Annotated in this window: 15 protein-coding genes; 7 read left to right on the top strand and 8 right to left on the bottom strand. The window is 62.4% G+C overall.

From position 1 onward, the window contains the following. Position 1: 1 nt before the first annotated feature. The gene (locus tag QCE49_RS21255) at positions 2-646 is read left to right on the top strand and encodes a LysE family translocator (RefSeq protein ID WP_250436438.1); all 645 of its coding nucleotides are present in this window, start codon (positions 2-4) and stop codon (positions 644-646) included. A gap of 148 nt (positions 647-794) precedes the next feature. Here QCE49_RS21255 and QCE49_RS21250 read toward each other — a convergent pair whose 3' ends face one another. Continuing rightward, complete coding sequence (locus QCE49_RS21250; RefSeq protein ID WP_008347853.1) at positions 795-989, bottom strand: hypothetical protein; 195 nt, start codon at positions 987-989, stop codon at positions 795-797. 352 nt (positions 990-1,341) lie between these two features. Here QCE49_RS21250 and QCE49_RS21245 point away from each other — a divergent pair, with 352 nt between their 5' ends. From QCE49_RS21245 to QCE49_RS21220, 6 genes are all read left to right on the top strand, one after another. Then, the gene (locus QCE49_RS21245) at positions 1,342-3,285 is read left to right on the top strand and encodes a sigma-54-dependent Fis family transcriptional regulator (protein ID WP_250457231.1); all 1,944 of its coding nucleotides are present in this window, start codon (positions 1,342-1,344) and stop codon (positions 3,283-3,285) included. A gap of 205 nt (positions 3,286-3,490) precedes the next feature. Next, a complete protein-coding gene (pqqA, locus tag QCE49_RS21240; protein WP_008347847.1) occupies positions 3,491-3,565 on the top strand; it encodes a pyrroloquinoline quinone precursor peptide PqqA in 75 nt (24 codons plus the stop codon). Between the two features lie 66 nt (positions 3,566-3,631). Next, positions 3,632-3,913: a pyrroloquinoline quinone biosynthesis peptide chaperone PqqD gene (gene pqqD, locus QCE49_RS21235; RefSeq protein WP_008347844.1), complete on the top strand. Its 282-nt coding sequence runs from the start codon at positions 3,632-3,634 to the stop codon at positions 3,911-3,913. Positions 3,914-4,153: 240 nt separating this feature from the next. Beyond that, positions 4,154-5,893, top strand: a complete 1,740-nt coding sequence (locus QCE49_RS21230; RefSeq protein ID WP_250457230.1) for a methanol/ethanol family PQQ-dependent dehydrogenase — start codon at positions 4,154-4,156, stop codon at positions 5,891-5,893. Between the two features lie 74 nt (positions 5,894-5,967). Further along, entirely contained in the window at positions 5,968-7,164 is a 1,197-nt protein-coding gene (locus QCE49_RS21225; RefSeq protein WP_250457229.1) for a c-type cytochrome, read from the top strand. 245 nt (positions 7,165-7,409) lie between these two features. Further along, on the top strand, positions 7,410-8,459 hold the full coding sequence (locus QCE49_RS21220) for an aromatic acid exporter family protein (RefSeq protein ID WP_250436432.1): 1,050 nt from the start codon (positions 7,410-7,412) through the stop codon (positions 8,457-8,459). Here QCE49_RS21220 and QCE49_RS21215 read toward each other — a convergent pair. The 7 genes from QCE49_RS21215 to QCE49_RS21185 all read right to left on the bottom strand — a co-directional run bounded on the left by QCE49_RS21215 (position 8,456) and on the right by QCE49_RS21185 (position 18,430). Further along, the gene (locus tag QCE49_RS21215; protein ID WP_250457228.1) at positions 8,456-9,604 is read right to left on the bottom strand and encodes a DSD1 family PLP-dependent enzyme; all 1,149 of its coding nucleotides are present in this window, start codon (positions 9,602-9,604) and stop codon (positions 8,456-8,458) included. The genes QCE49_RS21220 and QCE49_RS21215 overlap by 4 nt on opposite strands. Positions 9,605-9,697: 93 nt before the next feature. Then, on the bottom strand, positions 9,698-10,936 hold the full coding sequence (locus QCE49_RS21210) for a CaiB/BaiF CoA-transferase family protein (protein ID WP_250457227.1): 1,239 nt from the start codon (positions 10,934-10,936) through the stop codon (positions 9,698-9,700). A gap of 1 nt (position 10,937) precedes the next feature. After that, entirely contained in the window at positions 10,938-11,747 is an 810-nt protein-coding gene (locus tag QCE49_RS21205; protein WP_284504127.1) for an enoyl-CoA hydratase/isomerase family protein, read from the bottom strand. 65 nt (positions 11,748-11,812) lie between these two features. Further along, positions 11,813-13,102, bottom strand: a complete 1,290-nt coding sequence (locus tag QCE49_RS21200) for an MFS transporter (RefSeq protein WP_008347831.1) — start codon at positions 13,100-13,102, stop codon at positions 11,813-11,815. A gap of 253 nt (positions 13,103-13,355) precedes the next feature. Then, the gene (locus QCE49_RS21195) at positions 13,356-16,394 is read right to left on the bottom strand and encodes an FAD-binding and (Fe-S)-binding domain-containing protein (protein WP_250457226.1); all 3,039 of its coding nucleotides are present in this window, start codon (positions 16,392-16,394) and stop codon (positions 13,356-13,358) included. Positions 16,395-16,448: 54 nt separating this feature from the next. After that, positions 16,449-17,213 carry a 2-keto-4-pentenoate hydratase gene (locus tag QCE49_RS21190; protein ID WP_250457225.1) on the bottom strand — a complete coding sequence of 255 codons (765 nt, stop codon included), beginning with the start codon at positions 17,211-17,213 and terminating at the stop codon, positions 16,449-16,451. After that, complete coding sequence (locus tag QCE49_RS21185; RefSeq protein ID WP_008347825.1) at positions 17,210-18,430, bottom strand: alanine--glyoxylate aminotransferase family protein; 1,221 nt, start codon at positions 18,428-18,430, stop codon at positions 17,210-17,212. The genes QCE49_RS21190 and QCE49_RS21185 overlap by 4 nt, the downstream gene beginning before the upstream one ends. Positions 18,431-18,506 lie beyond the last annotated feature (76 nt).

The raw sequence follows: 18,506 nt of genomic DNA, 5'->3' as shown, positions 1-18,506 counted from the left end.
GATGACCGCTTCGACCGCCGTGCTCGCGATTCTCTTTTCACTGTTGCTGGGCGCGATGATTCCGGGCCCGAGCTTCGTAATCGTGGCGCGCAATGCCATCGGCATATCACGCGCCGATGGCCTCGCGACCGCGCTCGGCATGGGCGTGGGCGGCATCTTCTTCGGCGGCGTCGCCCTCGCGGGACTGTACACGCTGCTCGTTGCCGTCGAGTGGCTCTATCTCGCGCTGAAGGTCGCCGGTGGCCTGTATCTGATTTATGTGGCGTCGAAGATTTGGCGGGGCGCCGCGCAGCCGATGGAGATGCCGGCAACGGACGGCGCGTCCCGGCTCACCGGGCGCGCTCGAAAGTCCTTTTGGCTTGGCCTCTCGACGCAACTGAGCAATCCCAAGACAGCCATCTGGTACGGCAGCATTTTCGCGGCGCTCTTGCCGCAGCATCCTCCGCTGTGGTGCTACTTCGTATTGCCGCCTATGGTCTTCGTGATCGAGACGGGCTGGTACACCATCGTCGCGCTTGGCTTCTCAAGCAAGCGTCCGCGCGAGATGTATCTGCGGGCGAGGAAGTGGATCGACCGTTTCGCAGCGAGCGTCATCGCGATGCTCGGCCTGCGCCTCGTGCTGACGGCGGGTCGAACCGGCCTTTGATTTCGCATGCAAAACGCGTAACTCAAAAAGCCTTCGGAAACTGTGAATGCAAAAGGCAAAAGGCAAAAGACAAAAGACAAAAGACAAAAGGCCGGCCGCGCCGCGAGGCTCGTCCGGCCTCCCTGCAAGCAGCATCGATGTGCGCGAATCACAGCGGATGCAACTTGCCGTCAAGATCCATCGTCCACTTCGAGCCGTCCTTGAACGTCAGCACGCCGCTCTGAGCGTCGATATGGATGGGTCTGCCGGCTGGCTCCTTTTTGTCTCCGCCGATGATGCGCTTCATCTCGGAAGCGGAAAGCTCCTGACTATGTTGCAGATCGTCGAGCTTCAGGTTCGTCATGGTGTTTCTCCTTACGGTGCGTGAGCAAGCGTTCGTTTGAGTCGAATCGAGCGTGTGTCGGCGCTCGCCTGGTCTTTTGCATTGGATATGCCAACGCGCGGGCGCAACGCTCGAATGCCCGCAGCGCCTTGCGCGGCGCGCTCGCAGAGTGCAGACACACGTGCTCCGTCAGCGCGTCGAGTCATACGCAGCCCAACACAACGTCCGCGGAGCTGTCGGCGTCACGATGACATCCCGCATCCTTTCGATTAGCCAACAACAGCCGTCGACGGCGCTCATTGGCGCAGGACTTGCTTTTCTCCCCGCTCAAATATCCGGCGACATGACCGGCACTTGCACAACGGAGGAGACGATGCAAGACGACATCCACGAGATCGCGGCTACCCACGATGAACGACAGAGCGCCTGGCTGATTCCCGCGATACGCAAGGCGCACGAACGCTCCGAGACATTCGGTCTGAACGCCGCGACACGACCCGACTACGACGTGCTTACCGAAGGCGAGTTGCTCCTCAAGCTCGAGCAGAACCGCGTGCTATGCGCGCACGCGACGCCGGTGATGGAAACGCTGCGTGAACAGATCGTCAACACGCAAAGCATGATCGTACTGACCGACGCACAAGGGCTCATCCTCCACTCCACAGGCGATGACGACTTCCTCGCACGCGCAGAAAAGGTCGCGCTCAGGGCGGGGGCGAACTGGGCCGAGGAACGGCAAGGGACCAACGCCATCGGCACGGCCATCGCAGAACGCTCGCCGACGGTCGTGCACGGCGATCAACACTATCTTGCGGCCAATCGCTTTCTGACCTGCTCCAGCGTGCCGATTCTCGATCCGTACGGCGATCTGATCGGCGTGCTCGACGTCACCGGCGATCATCGCAGCTACCATCGACACACGATGGCCCTCGCGCGCATGTCCGTGCAGATGATCGAAAACCACCTGTTTTCCAGCACTTTTCAGGGGATGTTGCAGATCGCATTTCACAGCCGCCCCGAGTTTCTCGGCACGCTGATGGAAGGGATCATGGCCTTCACCTGCGATGGACGTTTTCTCTCCGCCAATCGCAGCGCGCAGTTTCAGTTCGGCTTGCCGCTCTCGGCGCTGCGCGCGCATACGCTGTCGTCGCTCTTCGGACTGACCAGCGCGCAACTGATCGATCGTTCGCAAGCGAGCCGCGCGCCGCACATGTCGCTCGATCTCAACAATGGCGCAGTCGTATGCGCCCGCGTGCGCCTCAACCGCGCGCCTTTCGTCGAAACTGCGTCCACGTCCGTGCCGATGAGATCCGCGCCGCGCGCATCGGCTGCGATCGATTCATCGTCGAAGCTCGCATCGCTCGACACGGGCGACCCGAAAGTGGCCGCGGTCATCGGCAAGGTACGCAAGGTCATCGGCAAGGACATACCGATACTCATCACCGGCGAGACCGGCACCGGCAAGGAACTGCTCGCACAAGCCATTCACAGCGATTCGCCGCGTCGCGCGGGGCCGTTCGTCGCGGTGAACTGCGCATCGATCCCGGAGAACCTGATCGAATCGGAACTCTTCGGTTATGAGGAAGGCGCGTTCACGGGCGCACGGCGCAAGGGCGCGGCGGGCAAGCTGCTACAGGCCAATGGCGGCACGCTCTTTCTCGATGAAATCGGCGACATGCCGTACCCGCTGCAAGTGCGCCTCTTGCGCGTGCTGCAAGAGCGCGTCGTCGATCCGCTCGGCTCCAGCAAGTCGATTCCTGTCGATGTCGCCATCATCTGCGCGACGCACCGTAACCTGCGCGAGATGATCGAGCAGAGTCGCTTCCGTGAGGACTTGTACTACCGTCTGAACGGGCTCGTCGTCAAACTACCGCCATTGCGCGAACGCACCGATCTCGCAGCCGTGATCACGAAGATGCTCCACGCCGTAAGCGCCGATGATGGGAGCGGCATGCGCCTGTCCATCGACGATGACGTAATGGCGCTCTTCGAGCGCTATGCGTGGCCCGGCAACTTCAGGCAACTGTGCAACCTGCTACGCACTGCTGCAGCGATGGTCGACGACGACGGCTGCATTCGCCGGCAACATCTACCGGAAGACTTCTTCGATGAACCTCGCGCCAACGTGCATCGCGTGTCCGAAGCATGCGCTCCATCGGCGCTCGCTTCGGGACGCCTGCAGGAAGTCACGGCATCCGTGATCGCGGCGGCGCTCGCGCAACATCGTGGCAATGTCTCCGCCGCCGCGCGCGCCTTGGGCATATCGCGCAACACCATCTATCGAAAGATGCCCGCATGTTCATCGATGGAGCAATGAGTTGTTCAGTGCAGTGTTTCACTTCGGTACACCCTTGTTGCGAAGCGGAACAACATCGTCACATCCATTGCGCGTCATCGAAATCGAATTGAAAGGCAAGAGCGTGCATGTGCACTGTCGATGATCGAAGGCATGGACCTTGCATTTCGAGGTCCGGTCGCGAAACGGCTCGCGATCCAACTCGAACATCATCAAGGAGATGAACATGCAATGGACGACACCCGCCTTCACCGACCTGCGCTTCGGCTTCGAGATCACGATGTACATCGCTACACGTTGATCCTTCGATGACGGCAAGCCTGGGGCGAATCTGCCCCGGGCCTGCACCCTTCCCTTTCCGTCCCACATGAACTCTACGACCGCGCATGCGGACGCATGCACGCGCCCGCGCCTGCGTGCGTCATTCAAGCTGCATTGGCATGCGGACATGCAAACGTGCGAGATCGTTCATCGGCACGGCAGCGTCGAACTGAACCGCAGCGCGGGCGAGATACTCGCACGCTGCGATGGCACGCGCGCGCTCGACGAGATCATCGGCGAACTGGAGACGCGCTTCGGCATCGCAGGTCTCGCCGCGGATGTCTATCGCTTCGTCGATGCAGCACGTCGACTAGGTTGGCTCGCCTGAGCTCGCGTTGTCACATCGGGCAACACGTCAAACGTCCCACTGCTCCACGATGCAACACCTCTTCAATAGCGCCTCAATGCGCCCGCATCGAGCGCTTTGGACGCGACAACCGCGTACAGCAAGGCGATTGCGCGTATCGGTCGTCGATGGCACATGACTTGCCTTGATGACGTCGCAACTGTTTCGCATCGCTATCGAGCTTCAATAAGACGTTGCATCGACAATATCCAGGAGACAACGATGAACATTCGCTTCAGTCCGGCCCTGCGCGTCGCGGCCCTTGCAGCAGGTGCCGTCGCTGCGTTCGGCGTGGCGCAGCATCTTGCCATCGCGGCGGAAGGCACACCGGCGCAGTACCCGGACGTCAGCTATGAACGCCTCGCGAACGCGCAAGACGACCCCGGCTGGCTCACGTATTACCGCACGTATAACGGTCATGGGCATTCGCCGCTCAAGCAGATCGATACGAGCAACGTGAAGAACCTGAAGCAGGTGTGGAGCTACAAGTTTCCAAAGGACTTGCAGCAAGGCTTCGAGGCCACGCCCATCGTCAACGGTCGCTTTCTCTTCGTGACGACGCCCAAGGACAACGTCTATGCATTCGATGCCGCAACGGGCAAACAACTCTGGAAATACGAGCCGAATCTCGATGCGAAATCGTTCAAGACCGCATGTTGCGATGTGGTCAATCGCGGAGTCGCGTTATACGGCAAGAACGTTTATGTCGCGATGTTGAACGGCGAAGTGGCCGCGCTCGATGCGCAAACGGGCTCGCTCGTGTGGAAGAAGGCGATGTTCGATCCGGGCGTCGGATATGCGTTCTCGCTCGCACCGCTCGCACTCGATGGCGCGCTCGTCGTCGGCAGCTCGGGCGGCGAGTATGGCGCGCGCGGCTTCATCGCAGCACTCGATCCCAACGACGGCAAGGTGCTGTGGAAACGCTATACGGTGCCCGGCGCGAAGGAGCCCGGCGGCAACACATGGCCCGATGGCATGCAGGAGCATGGCGGCGCCCCCGCGTGGCTCACCGGCACCTATGATGCGGCGAGCAAGACGCTTTATTGGGGCGTCGGAAATCCGGGACCGTGGCTCGCCGATCTTCGTCCTGGCGACAACCTCTATTCCGACTCGTTGCTCGCGCTCGATCCGAAGACGGGCGACCTCAAGTGGCACTATCAATACACGACGAATGACACGTGGGACTATGACGGCGTCAATACGCCGGTACTCGCGAACATCAAGTATCAGGGCAAGGACTACGACGCGATCATTCACGCAGACCGCAATGGCTTTTTCCATGCGATCGATCGCAGCAACGGCAAGCTAATCTATGCGCGGCCCTTCGTCACCGCGACATCGGTCACGGGCTATACGGACGATGGCAAGCCGATTCAGGATCCCGCCAAGTATCCGAAGACCGGCACGACCATCGAAACGTGTCCGAGCTTCCTCGGAGGCAAGAACTGGTGGTCCGTTTCATACGATCCGCAGAAACATATAGCCTTCGTGCCGGCGCTGCATGCGTGCATGTCCCTGTCCGGCAAATCGGTGAACTACATGGAAGGCCTGCCCTATCTCGGCGAAGGCTTCGAGATCAAGCCGGAACCGAACAGCAAGGGCTACGGCGAACTGCAGGCGATCGATGTCGACACCGGCAAGAAGATCTGGAGCCACTGGACCAAGCTGCCTTGGAACGGCGGCGTCGCGACGACGGCGGGCGGCCTCGCATTCAGCGGCTCGCTCGACGGCCATCTCTACGCGTTCGATGAAAAGACCGGCAAGGTCTTGTGGCAAAGCCCCAAACTCGCGAGCGGCATCATCGCCCAGCCTTCGGTGTACGAGATCGACGGCAAGGAATACGTTGCCATTCTCGCGGGATACGGTGGCGCCAATCCGATCTGGGGCGGACCGATGGCGAAGGCCGCGGACAAGGTGCCGCGCGGCGGCACGCTCTATGTGTTCGCGCTCAATCGCGCCTGACCCATGCTGATCGAACCGCGAGCGCGCATCGCCGCGCGCTTGCGGTGCTCACCGACATCACCGGACGCTTCGACATGAATCATTCGCTCAACTCCATTCGCGCAGCAGGCATGCTGGCCGCATGCATCGCGCTCGCACCATCGGCTTCCGACGCGGCCGTGAAGATCTGCACGTTTCCCGGCAGTCCTTCGGCCGCGCTGGACCGCAGCGTCGCGCAAGCGGTCTTCGCCCGCGCCAACATCGCAGCAACGTTCGTATCGCACGGTATCGGCGAAGGCGACGACGACGGCGTGTCGCTTCACGAACTCGACAAGACGCTCGCGCGCGATTGCGATGTGATCGCTGGCTTTCCCCGTTCCACCGTCGCCGATGCATCGGGTGGCAAGATGCAATTCTCGCGCGGCTATCTGCGTGCGGGCTATGTCAGCATCGAAGCGCCTGACGTGGTCCTGAACGATGCCGCAAAGCGCACGGTCGCCGCGACCTATGCAAGCCCCGCACAACTGATCGCCGTGCAGCAGCGCGACGTGACGCTCGATCTGGAGAACACGTCGGCATCGACCGTCGATGCAGTCGCGAACGGACGCGCTTATCGTGCGATCGTGTGGTATCCCGCTGTCGTGGCTTATCGCATTGCGCATCCGCAACAGAGCTTCACCGTCGCAGCCGCGAATTCGCCCTACGCGGACTGGCATCTGGCATTCGCATTCGGCGACAGGAGCGCTGCGTTGCGTCCGCGCATCGACGATGCGCTCAAATCGATGATCGACGAAGGCCGCCTTCAGGCGCTCACGAAACAGTGGACGTTGCCCGTGCAAACTGCATCGTCTTCTGCAGCACCGTCGAAGCACTCGGGCATCATGCTCGCCGACATGAATGGCGCGCGCGCCGGCCGCTTCATCAAGGTCGCGAATGAGGGAACCGTCGAGCCGCCGACGTTCGAACAAGCGCAAACGACGCACGGCAAGGCGCTTTATTCGAGCTCGTGCGCGAAGTGCCATGGGGCACAGTTGCAAGGCATCACAGCGCCCGCGTTGCAAGGTCCGTCGTTCGCACCGCCGTCGAATTCGCATCTCACCGTGGGCGGCATCTTCACCTACATGGCCACCAACATGCCCGCGGACCGTCCAGGCAAGATGAAGGACCAGGACTATGCCGACATCATGGCCTTCCTGCTGATGTCGAACGGCTACAAGCCCGGCGGTGCAAAGATGACAGCCGACAGTGCCCGCGCGTCGAAACTCCCGCTCAACGCCGGGCCGGCCCGATAAGGTCGCCATGCCAGCACCGGCCACTCAGGCTCATATAGCGACGCTGGTGGAAGCCGTGCCGATGCTTACGTCGCGACACGAAGGCGGCACATGTGCCCCGGAAACATCGGGCATATGTGCCGCCTTGTCTTTCCCTTCCTGAACAGCTTCATTTTTTCGCACCGTGCACATTGGCATAATGCAGCACGGGCGCGCATGCTTCGCGTCTCCTTCGCTTGTCCCATTTCGTCAACGACCGAGACCGCATGACTTCGATCACTCGTACTCGAGTTCAGGTGCGCGCCTTCTTCGGCGCACCCGAAGCAAGACGCCTTCTTCGCACACTGATGAGTTGCGCGATCAGCTATGCCGCCGCAAGACTGGCCGCACTGCCCGAAGGTTACTGGGCACTTATCACGACGCTCGTCATCGTGACGCAACCGAGCCTCTCGCAGGCGGTCGATATTGCTCGCGATCAGATCATCGGCGCATTCATCGGCGCCATCGCGGGCGTGCTCGGCATTGTCGCGATGAACCGCGGCGCGCCGCCGCTCGCGGTGTTTTCGGTCGCGCTCGTGCCGCTTGCCGCGTTGAGCGCGAAGCGGCCTGCGTTCAGGCTTGCGTGCGTGACGCTCGTGATCGTCGTGCTGATTCCGGCGGGACCGGGATCGCCTTTCGAGCGGCCGATGCATCGCGTGCTCGAGATTCTGATCGGCGCGGCTTCGTCGTTCGTCGTGTCGGCGCTCTGGCCCAATCGTGCGCTTACGGCCGCGCATCGCAGCGTCGCCGACACGTTGAAGAGCCTCGGACAGTTGATCGCGCTCCATCTTTCGGGCGAGCGGGATGATGCTCGCGCGACGCGCCTCGAAACGCAAAGCACCGAGGCGCAAAAAGCCTTCGACGATGCGTTGAAGGAAGCCGAACGCGAACACATCATCGTGCTCGTGCAGAACCGCCGCTCGGATGCCATCGACAAGGCCGCACCGTTTCTGCGGCGTCTCCATAGCGATGCGCTCTTTCTCGCGAAAGCTGTATCGCGCCTCGATCGCGATACTTGCGCGGCTCGGCTCGGCGCGGCCGGTCGCGAATTGCAGGCTTTGTTCGAGACGCTCGCGAGCGTGCTTGCAGCGAATCGTCAGGACGATGAGAAGCTCGCGCGCGCACGTTCCGCCGTGAACGAACTCAAGGCCATGCTCGAGCAACAGGAAGCGACGCACGGCGCGCAGGAAGTGGCGCAGTTCGTGATCGGACTGATCGTTGCCGACGTCGATGCGCTGATCGCCACGATCTATCCGCCGAAGGAGTCACGGGCTTAGCGCGAAAGACCGCGCGCGTCGATCGGCCATATGTCGGTCACGCGTTCGCCTCGATAGCAGACGTATTCATCGTAGAGATTCACGGTCGGATCGCAATGACCCGGCGGCAACAGCACACGCTTGCCGACGAGATCAGCGAAATCGCCTTCAGCATCGTGCTGGGCTTGCAGCATGCCGTGCTCATCGTTCGCGGAGATATAACTGAACGTGGGCTTGGCGCCCGCACCGAGCCAGTTCACGCTGCGCGGCAAGCCCGAATCGACCGCGAGCCCTTTCAGGCCGACATCGCATACGGCCATGCCGGGGCGCGTGGCGCTCATGACCGTCGACAGCACGAAGAGACTGTGACGCCAGCGCAATTCGCCGCCCCAACCGATGCCGCCATAGTCGCCGTCCATGAACAGATACGAGCCCGGCTGCAATTCGGTGAAGACGCCACTCGCAGCATCGAACTCGACAGTGCCTGTGCCGCCGCCCGTCACGATGCCGCAACGCACGCCGCGAACATCGAGCGCGCGGACGTAGCGCGCGGCGATATCGGCGGCGCGGCTTGCTTCGGCCTTGCGTGCAATCCAATCCGCGACGTGCTGGATGCCGCCGTGATACGCCTGCAGTCCTGCGAAGCGCAGCGCGCTCTGCGCTGCGATGCCGTCGACGAGCGCGAGCAGCGCATCTTCGCTCGTCACGCCGCAGCGATGCTGACCTGCATCGACTTCTGGCAGCACGTCGATCGTGACGCCCGCGCGTGCCGCTGCGTCGCCGAGGGCCTGAACTTGCGGCAACGCATCCACGCATACCGAAAGATGCACATGCGATGCGAGTTCGACGGCCATCGCGAGTTTGTCCGCGCCGACGAACTCATTGCTGACATGAATGCTCGCGATGCCCGCCGCCGCGAACGGATACGCCTCCGACAGCTTCTGACAACACACGCCGACCGCACCCGCGCCGACCTGACGCTTCGCGATCTCGCTGCACTTGTGCGCCTTCGCATGCGGACGCAACGCGACGCCATGACGCGCGGCGAACGCCGACATCGCCGCGAGATTGGCGTCGAAGGCATCGAGATCGATCATCAGGGAAGGCGTGGCGACCGAAGCGAGCGAATCGCCCGCGCGAGCGGCGGGAGGAGGTGCGAGCGTCATGGCAGAGGGTGTCGATGAAGTTGGATCAGACATCGATCATAGCGCTGCATACTGCGTGATGAATGCATAAAACCATTTGCTCGCCCGTCGCTTTCACGCGGGAACCTCCGTTTCCAGAATCGCGCCTTCGTCCTTGAGCGCCTGAATGCGCGCCTCGTCGAAACCGTATTCGTCGAGCACTTCGCCGGTGTGCTGACCGAGCAGCGGCGCGGGACGCGAAGCCTTCGTGCAGCCTTCGGAGAAGTGAATCGGCAAGCCGATGCCGCGCATCGGGCCGGCAAGCGGATGCTCCGTTTCGATGATCATCCCGCGCGCCATGGCCTGCTCGTGCGACGACGCTTCCGGCACGCCCAACACCGCGCCGCTCGGCAATCCGATGGCATCGAAGGAAACGAGCCACTCGTCGGTCGTGCGTTCGATGAGACGCGCCGTCAGGATATCGACGAGCGCCTCGCGATGCTTCAGACGTCCCGCGTTGGTCTGGAAGCGCTCGTCCTCAGCGAGTCCCGGAATATTCAACACGCCGACGAGACGCTCGTAGTTGCTCTGATTCGCCGCGCCGATGTTCACCCAGCCGTCCCGCGTGCGAAACGCCTGATACGGCGCGCTCGTGGGGTTGGCCGAGCCGGCTTTAGGCAGGACGGTGCCATCGGCGAAGTAGTTGGCGAAGGCCCAGTACATCTGCTGCAGGCCGGCTTCGAAGAGCGACGTATCGACCATCTGCCCGAGACCGGTCGCCTGCTTGCGCGCATAAGCCGCACTGATGCCGAGCGCCGCGAGGATGCCCGCGTTGATGTCGGTGACGGGCGAGCCCGCCTTGATCGGCGCCTGCCCCGGCTCGCCCGTCATGCTCATCAAACCGCTCAGCCCTTGCGCGATGAGATCGAAGCCGCCCTTGTCGGCCATCGGCCCGCTGCGCCCATAGCCCGATATCGCGCAGTAGATGAGTCCCGGATTCACGGCCTTCAGCGTTTCGTAGCCCATGCCGAGCTTTTCCATCGTGCCGCGCCGATAGTTCTCCGTCACGACGTCCGCGCTCGCGAGCATCTTCCTCAGCACTTCCTTGCCGCCCTCGGTCTTGAGATTGAGGGCGATGCCGCGCTTGTTGCGGTTCACGATCATGAACGACGCGGATTCGCCGCTCGCAAGAATGGGTGCGAAACGACGGCAATCGTCGCCGCCGGGGATCTTCTCCACTTTGATGACATCGGCACCCATGTCCGCGAGCATCATCCCGCAGATGGGCCCCGACATGATGTGCGCGAGTTCGATCACGCGCATCCCCGCAAGCGGTCCCGCGCCGGGCGCTACTGTCGATTTCGTGTCTGCCATGTCAACGTCCCTTGAATTGCGGTTTGATCTTGTCGAGGAAGGCCTGATAGCCGATGCGAAAATCCTCAGTGCCGAAGCATGCGAAGCCTTCATCGCGCTCTTCGTCGGTAAGCGGCTGAGGCTCCATCACGCGGCGCACGAACTGCTTGTGCCAGCGCGCGACGAGCGGTGCGCCGTCCGCGATGCGCCGCGCGGTTTCATACGCGTGCGCCGTCACTTCCCCATCCGCGACGACACGCGTGACGAGTCCTTTTGCAAGCGCTTCCTTTGCATCGAAGATGCGTCCTTCGAGAAGAATCTCGAGCGCGACGGCAGGCCCCGCAAGACGCACGAGCCCTTCCATTTCCGCATGCGCCATCACGAGGCCGAGATTCTTGATGGGGACGCCGAAGCGGCTCGATTCGCCGCAAATGCGCAGATCGGACATCGCCGCGATCTCGAGACCGCCGCCGACGCAGATGCCATGAATCATCGCGACGATAGGATGCCGGCACTCGCGTAATGCATGCAAAGTGCGATGCATGATCGCGCCGTACGTACGCGCCTGTTCGACGTTCGAGCGATCCGTGCGGAACTCCGCGATGTCGTTGCCCGGCGAGAACGCTTTCTCGCCCGCGCCGCGCAGCACGATGCAGCGCAGCGTGTCGTCGCCGGAAAGCGTCTCGATGGTCTCTCCGAGCAAGCGCCACAAGTGCTTGGTCATTGCGTTGAGCTTCTCGGGCCGGTCGATCACGACTGTCGCGATATCGCCGTCACGCTCGATCAGGATGGATGGTTCCGCCACGTCGCCTCCAAGAATTGAATGCTGCATGCTGAATGCTTTATTCGATGCGGTTCAATGCATGCAAAATGCACCGAACCGCCGCGTGCGCAGAGTCAGACGAACTTGCGGGTGTCTGCCGCGTCGCTCTTTTCCTCTTCGACTTCCAGAGCACGGTCCGGGCGCATCATGAACGAAAGGACGATGCCGGCCGCCATCAGGATCATCGACACGGTGAACGGCAGGTTCCAGTTGCCTGTGCGGTCGATCAGCCAGCCGCCCACGACCGGGCTGATGATCGCCGCAAGCGCCGAACCGGAATTCATGATGCCGGCCGCGGTGCCCGAATGCTTGGGCGCGATATCCATGGGCACGGACCACATCGGGCCGATCGTCATTTCGTTGAAGAAGAAGCCGGCCGAGAGGCACACCGCCGCGAGCGTGATGGAGATATTGGAGATCAGCATGATCGGCGCGAGCGAGAGCAGCGTCAGCAGCATGCACACGCCGACCATCACGTTGCGCGCAAGCCGCACATTGCCGCTCTTTCTCAGGATGCGATCGGTGAGCGAGCCGCCGAGCCAGTCGCCGAGTACGCCAGCGAAGAACACGCCCGAGGCGAACAGCGCCGATTTGCCGAGCTGCATGTGATAGCTGTGCAGAAAGTATTGCGGAATCCAGCCGAGAAAGAGCCACAGGACCCAGCCATAGCAGAAATACACGGCCGTGACGGGCGCCATGCGGCCGAGCAGCGTGCGCCACGGCACAGGCGTGCGTTGCTTCACACCCGAATACGTCGCGAGCGTCGCGCATTCTGTTTCCGTGATGCGCGGATGATCGCGTGGGTTATCGCGGAAATAGAAGACCCATGCGAGCGCCCAAAGGAAACTGATGACGCCGGTGATGATGAACGCGCCGCGCCAGCTCGTCGCGACCATCAGCCAGACGATGAGCGGCGGCGCCACTGCATTGCCGATGCGTGATGCTGCATGCGTAATGCCTTGTGCAAAACCACGCTGATCGGCGGGCATCCAGTTCGACATTGCGCGCGTCGCGGTCGGAAAGGTCGCGCCCTCACCGAGGCCGAGCAGCACGCGAGCCACGATCAGCGACACGAAGCCGCCCGCGAGACCGGAGAGGACGGTGGCGCCCGCCCAGATGATTGCGCATAGCGTGAGCGTTCGCCGCGGTCCGAACCGGTCGCCGACCCATCCGCCGATGATCTGAAACACGAGATACGGATACGCAAAGGCGGAAAACACGAAACCGACTTGCGTGTGCGAGAGGCCAAGCTCCGCGCCGAACTGGGCCGCCGCCGTGCTGACATTGACCCGGTCGATATAGGTGATGAAATACATCGCGCATAGCAATAGTAGAACGCGCGTCGTGGCTCGACGGAACATCATCGTCTCCTTGTTGGCCGCGTGCGTGCGCGAGCCACCTTCGAATGTCGAAAGGCGCCCGATGTCACGGCATGCGGAACTTCACGTGAATACGTCGGATGAGGACTGCAGCTCGGTATGAGCCTGCCTATTGCGTTCTGCGGCGCAGTTTGCGAATGCGTGGTTTGCGCGGTGATGTCATGGTTCGTCTCCTGATCGCGGCTCGTCGATGTCCGCTTTTTTTGCTTCGGTGAATGAAACGCTTGTCCTGCTCTTTTCAATCCATCGCATCGAGCGCCATGGCGAGAACTCGCGCGACATGAAGCGCCTCACGTTGTGCACCATCCGCGATCTGGTGACGGCAACTCGTGCCGTCCGCCACGATCAGCGCATCGTGTGCGGCGCGAACAGCCGGCAGCAGCGACAACTCCGCCATCGCCTGCGATGCGTCGTAATGTTCCGCTTCATATCCGAAGCTGCCCGCCATGCCGCAGCATGATGATTCGATCGTTCTCACATCGAGCCCCGGAATCCAGCCGAGCACTTTCTCGATGGGACGCACGGCATCGAATGCCTTCTGGTGACAATGTCCGTGCAACAGAGCCTTGGATCGACCGAGCGGTTTGAGCTTCAGTTGCAATCGCCCTTCCGCTTCTTCGCGCACGAGAAATTCCTCGAACAGAAACGACGCTTGCGACAGCTTGCGCGCGGCATCGCCATAGCCGTACCCGAGAAACTCGTCACGCAGCGAGAGCAGACATGAAGGCTCCAGGCCGACGATCATCACGCCGCGCTCGACATAAGGCATGAGTGCGTCGAGCGTGCGGCGTGCTTCGACCTTCGCTTCATCGACGAGACCGGCGGAAAGAAACGTGCGCCCGCAACAGAGCGGCCGCTCGCCCGCCTTCACGTTCAGATGAACCGCATAGCCTGCCGCTTCGAGCACGCGCTTGGCTGCGCGCGCGTTCTCGGGTTCGATGTAGTTGTTGAACGTGTCGACGAAGAGCAGGACTTCGTTAGTTGCAGACGCAACCGGTTTGTCCGTGGCATTCGCGAGAAACGGCTTTTCGAAACGTGGAAACGCACGTTGCCGCGCGAGGCCGAGTTTCGACTTCAGCCAGCGCGCCACGCCCGGCATGTTCGATTCGAAAACATGCGACAGCGCAGGCATGCGGCTCGCATACGGCGCATAGCGCGGCAGGAACGCAATCAGGCGCTCACGCAATCGAACGCCATGACGCTGCGTCCATGCGGCGCGTGCCTCGATCTTGATGCGCGCCATGTCGACACCGGTCGGGCAATCGCGCTTGCAACCCTTGCACGAGACGCATAGATCGAGGACGTCCTTCACATCCTGACTCGCGAGGCCGTCATCGCCCAATTGTCCCGACAATGCGAGCCGCAACGTGTTCGCACGGCCGCGCGTGAGATGCTGCTCGTCCTTCGTGATGCGATAGCTCGGGCACATCGTGCCTGCATCGAACTTGCGGCAATGGCCGTTGTTGTTGCACATCTCGACCGCTTTCGCGAGCCCGCCCGACAGATCGCCGCCCGATCCCGGCACGCCGTGCTCGCCCGTCAATGGATCGCGGGTGACGTTCCATGCCGACCAGTCGAGACGAGGGGTCAATCCACGCTCGCGATAAGAAGGCGGAAAGCGGAAGTTGCGCGCATCATCCATCTTCGGCGGCGCCACGATGCGATCAGGGCTCAGCCGGTTCTCCGGATCGAAGAGCCGCTTGATCTCGCGAAATGCCTCGTTGATGCGCGGGCCGTATTGCCACGCCACCCATTCGCCGCGGCACAGACCATCGCCGTGCTCACCCGAGAACGCGCCCTTGTATTCGCGCACCATCGCCGCGGCTTTTTCGGCGATCGCGCGCATCTTGATGGCCCCGTCGCGGCGCATGTCGAGGATCGGCCTCACATGCAGCGTGCCGACGCTCGCATGCGCGTACCACGTTCCTTCGGTTCCGTGCTTCCTGAATACATCGGTCAATCGGCTGGTGTATTCGGCGAGATGTTCGAGCGGCACCGCGCAGTCTTCGATGAAGGACACCGGCTTGCCATCGCCCTTCATGCTCATCATGATGTTGAGACCGGCCTTGCGCACTTCCCACAGGGCCTTCTGCGGCCCCGCATCGGGCATTTGCACGACCGATCCCGGCAAGCCGAGATCGCTCATCAACTCGACGAGCTGCGCAAGCTTTGCTACTTGCGTATCGCGATCCGCGCCCGCGAACTCGACGAGCAGAATCGCTTCCGGCTCGCCGACCAGAGCCTTTGCGATGACGGGACGAAACGCCGGATTCGACATCGCGAGGTTGATCATCGTGCGATCGACCAACTCGACCGCCACCGGCCCCAGCTTCACGATGTGCTGCGTCATGTCCATCGCATCGTAGAAGCTCGGGAAGTTCACGACGCCGAGCGTTTTGTGCGCGGGCAACGGCGCGAGCGTCAATGTCAGTTGACGGCTGAACGCGAGCGTGCCTTCGGAGCCGACCAGAAGGTTTGCAAGATTCGGCTCGCCGTCGTTGGTGAATGCAAGCGGGCTCTGACAATCGAAGAGATCGAGGTTGTAACCCGCGACGCGTCGCAGCACCTTCGGGATGCGTTCGCGCATCTGCTGTTGCTCGCGCATGGCGATGCCCCGCACGCCATCGACGAGATCGCGCATGCGTGCATCGGTCGTCATCGACGACAGCTTGCCGAAGCGCGCTTCGTGACCGTCGGCGAGGATCGCGTCGATCGCGTCGACGTTATGCACCATGATCCCGTATTCCATCGATCGCGAGCCGCACGAGTTGTTGCCCGCCATGCCGCCGATCGTGCATTGCGCGCTCGTCGACACGTCCACCGGAAACCAGAGGCCATGCGGCCTGAGCCACGCATTCAGGTGATCGAGCACGACGCCCGGTTCGACCGTGACCGTGCGCGCGTCCTTGTCGAAGTGAATGATGTTGTTGAGCCACTTCGTCGTGTCGATGACGAGCGCTTCGCCCACTGTCTGCCCGCATTGGCTCGTGCCTGCGCCGCGCGCCAGCACGCTCGCGCGGCTGTCGCGGGCAATCTGCAACGCAACGCGCAAGTCGTCCTGATCCTTCGGCACGACGACGCCGAGCGGCACGATCTGATAGATCGACGCATCGGTCGCATAGCGTCCGCGCGATGCGCGATCGAACAACACATCGCCTTTCAGCTCGCGCTGCAATCGCGCCTGCAGCGGTGTCGCCGTTGACGCGACCCGCGCACGCGCGGAAGCGGGCATCAGATGAATCGGCTTGACGAGCCGGTCTGTGGGGGAATTGAGCATCGTCGCTGTCGGTGAGTGCCGGAGTGCCTTGCGGTTCCTGGCCTTATGAATGCGTTATGCGAAATGCAATTCGACGGCGGGCAAGCCTTCGATCGCGCCGATGGCCGTGCCGGGCACATCCGGAAACGCCATGCCGGTGTAAGAACCCGCCGTGAGCACGGTCCCGCGTTCGACCGCGAGCCCGCGCGCCACGCTGTGATTGACCGTCCACGCGAGCAGGCGCCGCGGGTCGCCCGCAGGATTCGCCGGAACGCCGTCGAAAAGCGACGCGCCGTCGAACGTGAACGCCATCGCGGGCGATACGAACGGGAACGCCGCGTCGTAAGGCACGCCCTCGCCCACGATCAACGCGCCGTGATTCTGCAAATCGGCGAGTTGCCACGGCTTTTCGACATCGGGCCACGCGGCGAAACGGCTCGCGACCACTTCGATGGCCGCATGCACGGACTCGATCGCAGCGACCACGTCTTCATCGCTATACGGTCCGCTGTTCGGTTCGAAGCGCCGGCCGATCCTGAATGCCACTTCGAGTTCGAGACCGGCCTTGCCGAACGCGAGCATCGAGAGACGCGCACCGGTTTTATGCATGCCATCGGCGGGAAGCGGTGCACCCTGGATCGGCCCGTCGTGCGTCTTCGCGCCGACCTTCCATCCGCCGATGTCTGCGTTCAGCGCACGCAGCGTCGCGTCCTGCGCCGCGTAGGCATCGTCGGCGTCGGACGGACGTGCGCCCAAGGGCAGCGCGTCGAGCTTCGCCCGATGCGCGCGCGCGTCGACGAGAAGCCGCGCGAGCGCATCGGCGTCGAACGCGGCGCTCATGCGGCCGCCTTCAACGCGGGCTTCGCGACGTGGCTCGTCAGATAGTCCATCGCCGCCGCCACGCCGCTGTCCTTCAACGCGATACCCGAGAGCTTCAGTCCCATCTCGCAACCGGTGAGCGCGGCCATCAGCGTGAGGTCGTTGCAATCGCCGAGATGACCGATGCGGAACATGCGGCCCTTCGCCTTGCCGAGCCCCGTACCGAGCGACAGATCGAAATGCTCGTAGATGAGCTTGCGCACCGCATCGGCATCGACGCCTTCGGGTGTCATCACGCCCGTCAGCACCGGCGAATACACGGCGGGATCGGCGCATTGAATCTCCAGTCCCCACGCGTTCACCGCCGCGCGGCACGCGGCCGCGAGCCGTTGATGGCGCGCGAACACGTTGTCGAGCCCTTCGCCAAGGATCATGTCGAGCGCTTCCGAGAGGCCGTAGAGCAGGTTCGTGTTCGGCGTGTAAGGCCAGTAGCCTTGCTTGTTCATCTCGATGATGTCGGTCCAATCCCAGAATGCGCGCGGCAACGTGGCGCGCTTCGACGCCTCGCGCGCCTTCTCCGATACCGCATTGAAGCTGATCCCCGGCGGCAGCATCAAACCTTTCTGCGAACCGGAAACGGTCACGTCGACGCCCCATTCATCGTGACGATAGTCAGCCGATGCCAAACCCGAGATCGTGTCCACCATCAACAGCGCGGGATGCTTCGCGGCGTCGATCGCGCGTCGCACGGCGGCGATATCCGATGTCACGCCCGTCGACGTTTCGTTATGGACGACACACACGGCCTTGATAGCGTGATTCGTGTCGTCACGCAGACGCTTCTCGATCATGTCGGCCTGTACGCCGCGCCGCCAGCCTTCGATGCCGGGCAGACCGAGAAACTCCGGCTTCAGCCCGAGGCTCTCGGCCATCTTCTTCCATAGCGTTGCGAAGTGGCCCGTCTCATACATCAGCACCGTGTCGCCGGAACTGAGCGTGTTGCAAAGCGCCGCTTCCCATGCGCCCGTGCCCGATGCCGGATAGATCACCACCGGTTGGCTCGTCTTGAAGATCTTCTTGATGCCATCGAGCACCTTGAGACCCAGCGCGCCGAACTCCGGCCCACGGTGATCGATCGTCGGATAGCTCATCGCGCGCAGGATGCGATCGGGCACAGGGCTCGGCCCCGGGATCTGCAGGAAGTGACGGCCAGCAGGATGGAAATCGAGCTTCAACATGGGGTCCGCGTCCTTGTAAATGTAATTTTGCATGCAAAATACAATAACGCAGCGAGCACCGCAGGTAAAGGAATAC

Origin of the sequence: Caballeronia sp. LZ008 (genome assembly GCF_031451435.1) — a bacterium.
GTDB classification, from domain to species: domain Bacteria; phylum Pseudomonadota; class Gammaproteobacteria; order Burkholderiales; family Burkholderiaceae; genus Caballeronia; species Caballeronia zhejiangensis.
This window is presented reverse-complemented; position numbering and strand designations above follow the sequence as displayed.

Bases quoted from the DNA above. Each gene is read 5' to 3' on its own strand.
- QCE49_RS21255 (WP_250436438.1), top strand. From the start codon at position 2: ATGACCGCTTCGACCGCCGTGCTCGCGATTCTCTTTTCACTGTTGCTG.
- QCE49_RS21250 (WP_008347853.1), bottom strand. From the start codon at position 989: ATGACGAACCTGAAGCTCGACGATCTGCAACATAGTCAGGAGCTTTCC.
- QCE49_RS21245 (WP_250457231.1), top strand. From the start codon at position 1,342: ATGCAAGACGACATCCACGAGATCGCGGCTACCCACGATGAACGACAG.
- pqqD (WP_008347844.1), top strand. From the start codon at position 3,632: ATGAACTCTACGACCGCGCATGCGGACGCATGCACGCGCCCGCGCCTG.
- QCE49_RS21230 (WP_250457230.1), top strand. From the start codon at position 4,154: ATGAACATTCGCTTCAGTCCGGCCCTGCGCGTCGCGGCCCTTGCAGCA.
- QCE49_RS21225 (WP_250457229.1), top strand. From the start codon at position 5,968: ATGAATCATTCGCTCAACTCCATTCGCGCAGCAGGCATGCTGGCCGCA.
- QCE49_RS21220 (WP_250436432.1), top strand. From the start codon at position 7,410: ATGACTTCGATCACTCGTACTCGAGTTCAGGTGCGCGCCTTCTTCGGC.
- QCE49_RS21215 (WP_250457228.1), bottom strand. From the start codon at position 9,604: ATGACGCTCGCACCTCCTCCCGCCGCTCGCGCGGGCGATTCGCTCGCT.
- QCE49_RS21210 (WP_250457227.1), bottom strand. From the start codon at position 10,936: ATGGCAGACACGAAATCGACAGTAGCGCCCGGCGCGGGACCGCTTGCG.
- QCE49_RS21205 (WP_284504127.1), bottom strand. From the start codon at position 11,747: ATGCAGCATTCAATTCTTGGAGGCGACGTGGCGGAACCATCCATCCTG.
- QCE49_RS21200 (WP_008347831.1), bottom strand. From the start codon at position 13,102: ATGATGTTCCGTCGAGCCACGACGCGCGTTCTACTATTGCTATGCGCG.
- QCE49_RS21195 (WP_250457226.1), bottom strand. From the start codon at position 16,394: ATGCTCAATTCCCCCACAGACCGGCTCGTCAAGCCGATTCATCTGATG.
- QCE49_RS21190 (WP_250457225.1), bottom strand. From the start codon at position 17,213: ATGAGCGCCGCGTTCGACGCCGATGCGCTCGCGCGGCTTCTCGTCGAC.
- QCE49_RS21185 (WP_008347825.1), bottom strand. From the start codon at position 18,430: ATGTTGAAGCTCGATTTCCATCCTGCTGGCCGTCACTTCCTGCAGATC.